The 5,716-nt window shown below is 49.2% G+C and carries 4 protein-coding genes; all 4 read left to right on the forward strand.

Annotated features, from left to right (window positions below; genetic code table 11):
* The first annotated feature begins 31 nt into the window (after positions 1-31).
* The 4 genes from sdhD to sucA all read left to right on the forward strand — a co-directional run bounded on the left by sdhD (position 32) and on the right by sucA (position 5,706).
* Positions 32-196: a succinate dehydrogenase, hydrophobic membrane anchor protein gene (sdhD, locus tag KT99_RS19080; protein ID WP_005503509.1), complete on the forward strand. Its 165-nt coding sequence runs from the start codon at positions 32-34 to the stop codon at positions 194-196.
* Entirely contained in the window at positions 197-1,963 is a 1,767-nt protein-coding gene (gene sdhA / locus KT99_RS19085) for a succinate dehydrogenase flavoprotein subunit (RefSeq protein ID WP_005503516.1), read from the forward strand.
* A 12-nt stretch (positions 1,964-1,975) separates the two neighbouring features.
* Complete coding sequence (locus tag KT99_RS19090; RefSeq protein ID WP_005503518.1) at positions 1,976-2,683, forward strand: succinate dehydrogenase iron-sulfur subunit; 708 nt, start codon at positions 1,976-1,978, stop codon at positions 2,681-2,683.
* Positions 2,684-2,907: 224 nt separating this feature from the next.
* Positions 2,908-5,706, forward strand: coding sequence for a 2-oxoglutarate dehydrogenase E1 component (gene sucA / locus KT99_RS19095; protein WP_005503520.1), 2,799 nt, complete (start codon positions 2,908-2,910; stop codon positions 5,704-5,706).
* Positions 5,707-5,716 lie beyond the last annotated feature (10 nt).

Raw genomic sequence — 5,716 nt, forward strand, 5'->3', positions numbered from 1 at the left:
TTGTTAGCGCTCTGCCGATGAAGTATTCACCTTGTTAGCCCTAGTTGCGATTCTGGTTCACGCTTGGATCGGTATCTGGCAGGTGCTAACAGATTACGTTAAGCCATTAATGCTTCGTGGTTTACTTCAGTTTATTGTTGTCATAGCAGCCATGTCCTATTTGGCTGCCGGCATGTTAATTGTGTGGGGTGTTTAAGTGAGTATTCCAGTACGCGAATTTGATGTGGTTGTGATCGGTGCCGGTGGCGCAGGTATGCGAGCAGCATTACAGATTTCAAAAGAAGGTAAGAGCTGTGCGCTTTTATCTAAAGTGTTTCCGACTCGTTCTCATACGGTTTCGGCTCAAGGCGGCATCACAGTCGCTTTAGGCAATGCCCATGAAGATCATTGGGAACAGCACATGTACGATACGGTTAAAGGTTCCGATTTTATCGGTGACCAAGAAGCGATCGAATTCATGTGCGAGAAAGGTCCCGAGGCGGTTATCGAACTGGAGCACATGGGTATGCCGTTTTCTCGTTTCGACAATGGCAAGATATACCAACGTCCGTTCGGTGGTCAATCGAGAAACTTTGGTGGCGAGCAAGCGGCTCGTACCGCAGCTGCTGCCGACCGTACCGGTCATGCACTGCTACATTGTCTTTATCAGCAAAATGTTAAGCATAAGACACAAGTCTTCTCCGAGTGGTATGCACTCGACTTGGTGAAGAACGAAGACGGCGTGATTGTCGGTTGTACCGCTATCGATATCGAGAGCGGTGAAATCGTTTATTTCAAGGCTAAGGCTACCGTGCTCGCTACTGGTGGCGCGGGTCGCATCTATGCTTCTACTACCAACGCACATATTAATACTGGCGACGGTGTCGGCATGGCAATGCGCGCCGGCGTGCAGATGCAAGATATGGAGATGTGGCAGTTCCATCCTACGGGAATCGCGGGAGCCGGTGTGCTGGTGACCGAAGGTTGTCGTGGCGAAGGCGGATATCTGCTCAATAAAGACGGCGAACGTTTCATGGAACGTTATGCGCCTAACGCGAAAGATTTGGCCTCTCGAGACGTGGTTGCACGTTCTATGATGACCGAGATTCGTGAAGGTCGTGGTCTAGATGGTCCTTTAGGTCCGCACTTGTTACTCAAGCTGGATCACTTAGGTAAAGAGACTCTGGAAGCGCGTCTTCCTGGTGTGTGTGAACTGTCGCGTACGTTCGCTCATATCGATCCGGCCGATGCACCAATCCCTGTACTACCCACGTGTCATTACATGATGGGTGGTTTGCCTGTTAAAGTGAGTGGTCAGGTCATTCGTCAGAGAGAAGATGGCTCCGAGACTGATGTACTTGGTCTATTTGCCGTCGGTGAGATTGCCTGTGTATCGGTACACGGTGCTAACCGATTAGGGGGTAACTCACTACTGGATTTAGTGGTATTTGGTCGTGCAGCGGGTCAGCATCTGGGTAAGGCTCTGGATGAGACTCCTGATCCTAAAGATGCCACTGACGCCGACATCGATGCGTCTCTAGCACGTCTTTCCCGTTGGGAAAGTAACAAAGACGGTGAAGATCCGGTGCAGATCCGTAAAGATTTACAGCTCTGTATGCAGCTGAACTTCTCCGTATTTCGCCGTGGCGACTCTATGGCCGAAGGCCTAGCAGAGTTGAAGCAGCTCCGTGAACGCCTGACCAATGCAAAGCTTTCTGATAATTCGAGTGAGTTTAATACTCAGCGTATTGAATGTTTAGAGTTGGATAACTTGATGGCTACTGCGATTGCGACGGCTTATGCCGCCAATTTCCGTACCGAGAGCCGTGGTGCTCATTCTCGTGAAGATTTCCTCGAGCGTGATGATGAGAACTGGTTGTGTCACAGCCTGTTCGACCCGGTTACGGAACAGATGACTAAGCGTGATGTGAACATGTCGCCTAAGCTTCGCGCCGCCTTCCCACCGATCAAGCGTACATACTAAGGAGATACCGAGATGAATTTGAATATCGCAGTGTATCGCTACAATCCCGATGTAGACGCTAAGCCGTATATGAAGGATTACACATTAGAAGTTGCAGATGGTACCGATATGATGGTTCTGGATGCACTGATATTGCTGAAAGAGCAAGATCCTACCTTGGCATTTCGTCGTTCATGTCGTGAAGGTGTTTGTGGCTCAGACGGCCTAAACATGAATGGCAAGAACGGTCTGGCTTGTATCACGCCGGTGTCTAGCTTCAAGGGTAAGAAAATCGAGTTAAGACCTCTGCCGGGAATGCCTGTTATCCGTGACATTATTGTAGATCTATCTCAGTTCTACACTCAGTACGAGAAGATCAAGCCTTATCTGATTAACGATGAGAAAACGCCTGCGCGTGAACATCTGCAATCACCTGAGGAACGTGAACAATTAGATGGTTTATATGAGTGCATCATGTGTGCTTGTTGTTCTACCTCTTGTCCATCTTTCTGGTGGAACCCTGATAAGTTCATCGGTCCAGCTGGCTTGTTACATGCCTATCGCTTCCTAATCGATAGCCGTGACACTGCCACCGAAGAGCGTTTATCGGAACTTGATGATGCCTACAGCGTATTCCGTTGTCATGGCATCATGAACTGTGTGGATGTATGTCCTAAGGGACTCAATCCGACTAAGGCAATTGGACATATTAAGTCCATGTTGTTGAAGAGAGCGGTGTAAATGCAACACAAAGAGCTGATAGTAATAATTAGATAGCTCGAATCACTTCTCCGTGGAGAAGTGGCTCTTTATGTAATAGAACTACAATATGCCGTGAATTCTGCAATAGCAGAAATCTAGGGGCGGCAAAAGCTGTGTGCCTCTCGTCAGTCTTTTTGTAATGACGAAGGGTGCATTTACAAAACTTCGGCTAAACAAGTGTATAAAGTTTGAAAGGAATAGAAATGCACCAAGGCATCATGAAAGCCTGGCTCGAATCATCACACCTAAACGGTGCTAATTCGACCTATGTAGAAGAGATGTATGAAGCCTATCAAGAAGACCCTCAGTCTGTTTCCCAAGACTGGCAAGTGGTGTTTGATAACCTCTCTCATGCGAACGGCGCATCGGCTGATGTACCCGAAGCAGCCCACTCTAAAGTACGTGATTATTTTCGTAGTTTAGCGCTCGAAGGACGTCATAAGGGCTCCGCCCGTGTGACAGATCCTGAAGTCGACGCTAAGCAAGTTAAAGTCCTGCAGATGATCAACGCTCATCGATTCCGTGGCCACCAGAACGCTAATCTCGACCCTCTGGGACTGTGGAAACGTGACAAGGTTGCTGAACTGGACCCTGCCTTCCATGGCTTAACAAGCGAAGATATGCAGCGTGAATTCAATACAGGCTCATTTGCTCATGGTGGCGAAACCATGAAGCTTGTGGATCTTGTACACGCATTGAAGGCCACATATTGTGGCTCTATCGGTGCCGAATACATGCACATGATAGATACTGACGAGAAGCGCTGGATCCAGCAAAGGTTAGAACCTTCTTTAGGTAGAGCTAATTACGATAAAACCGCTAAAATCCGTATCCTCCAAGGCTTGAACGCCGCCGAAGGTATGGAGAAATACTTAGGCGCTAAATTTCCAGGGGCGAAACGTTTCTCTCTCGAAGGTGGCGATGCGCTTGTTCCTATGATGCGCGAGATAATCTATCGTGCGGGCGAAGCCGGCACCAAAGAGGTCGTCGTGGGCATGGCTCACCGTGGTCGTCTGAACCTATTGGTTAATATCTTAGGTAAGAAACCCGCTGAGTTGTTTGACGAATTCGCCGGTAAACATAGCGACGCACTCAATGGCTCAGGTGATGTTAAGTATCACCAAGGTTTCTCCTCCGATTTTAAGACGCCCGCTGGCAATGTTCACCTGGCCCTCGCGTTCAACCCATCACATCTGGAGATCGTTAATCCGGTCGTCATGGGCTCGGTGCGCGCACGTCTGGATCGTCGTGGCTGTGATGATGGCCTCGAAGTCTTGCCTATTACTATTCATGGTGACGCGGCTATCACGGGTCAGGGCATAGTCCAGGAGACATTCAACATGTCTCAGACTCGCGGTTTCAAGGTCGGTGGCAGCATACGTATCGTGATTAATAATCAGGTAGGTTTCACCACCTCGAATCAGGAAGATATACGCTCAACTGAGTATTGTACCGATATCGCTAAGATGGTGCAGGCACCGATTTTTCACGTGAATGCCGACGATCCTGAGGCTGTTGCCTTCATCTCTCAGCTGGCCGTCGATTATCGTAACGAATTTAAGCGAGATGTGGTTATCGATCTGGTTTGTTATCGCCGCCATGGCCATAACGAAGCCGATGAGCCCAGTGCGACTCAACCGCTGATGTATGCCAAGATCAAGAAGCATCCTACGCCGCGTAAGATTTATGCCGATAAGCTAATTGCCGAGAAGACCTTGGCCGCCGACGAAGTCACCGCGATGATCAATGCTTATCGTGATGCCTTAGATCACGGTGATTGCGTGGTCGATGAATGGCGTCCTATGACACTGCATTCGGTAGACTGGTCGCCCTACATCAACAGAGAGTGGGATGAAGACTATCCGGCTCAGATGTCGATGGAGCGTATTCGCAATCTTGCGGATAAGATCAGTTACGTGCCTGAATCTCACAAGTTGCAATCTCGCGTGGCTAAGATTTACAAAGATCGCGCTTTGATGGCAAAGGGTGAGAAGTTGCTCGATTGGGGCTTTGCCGAGACTCTGGCTTATGCATCGATTCTTGAAGATAAGAAACGTATCCGTATCACGGGCCAGGACTCGGGTCGTGGCACCTTCTTCCATCGCCATGCGGTATTGCATAATCAAAATGATGCTTCGACTTATATGCCGCTACGTAACATATCCGCTGATCAAGGCCCGATTGACCTGACTGATTCAGTCTTATCAGAAGCCTCTGTATTGGCTTTTGAATACGGCTACGCCACGGCCGAGCCGGGTGGATTGATCTTATGGGAAGCTCAGTTTGGTGATTTCGCCAACTGTGCCCAAGTCGTCATCGATCAGTTTCTGTCGTCTGGTGAGCAGAAGTGGGGACGCTTGTGTGGTCTGACTATGTTGCTACCCCATGGCTATGAAGGTCAGGGACCTGAGCATTCGAGTGCTCGTCTGGAGCGTTTCCTGCAATTATGTGCCAACCACAATATGCAGGTCTGCGTGCCATCGACTCCGGCTCAGGTTTATCACATGCTCAGACGTCAGGTGGTACGCCCTATGCGTCGTCCTCTGATCGTGATGTCTCCCAAATCTTTGCTGCGTCATCCATTAGCTGTTTCTACTATGGAAGAGCTCGCACAGGGAACGTTCCAGAACATTATCCCTGAGATGGATAGCTTGGATAGCAATAAGGTGGATCGCGTGGTCTTCTGTAGCGGTAAGATCTATTTCGAACTGCTAGAGAGACGTCGTAAAGAGAATATCACTCATGTCGCGCTTATCCGTGTTGAGCAGCTTTATCCGTTCCCTCGCGCTGAGATGGAAGAGACATTAGCCCAATACCAGCATGTTAAAGATTTTGTCTGGTGTCAGGAAGAGCCGCAAAACCAGGGCGCTTGGTACTGTAGTCAGCATCATTTCTGGGGGGCAATCCCAGCGGGTGCTCAATTAACCTATGCCGGTCGTGAAGCATCAGCTGCACCCGCCTGTGGTTATCCGGCACTGCATGCTCAGCAGCAAGACTCTTGATCAAAACAGC

This window comes from Shewanella benthica KT99 (genome assembly GCF_000172075.1).
GTDB lineage: Bacteria > Pseudomonadota > Gammaproteobacteria > Enterobacterales > Shewanellaceae > Shewanella > Shewanella benthica_A.

Excerpts from the sequence above, each read along its gene's own strand:
- KT99_RS19090 (WP_005503518.1), top strand. The coding sequence starts at position 1,976 with ATGAATTTGAATATCGCAGTGTATCGCTACAATCCCGATGTAGACGCT.
- sucA (WP_005503520.1), top strand. The coding sequence starts at position 2,908 with ATGCACCAAGGCATCATGAAAGCCTGGCTCGAATCATCACACCTAAAC.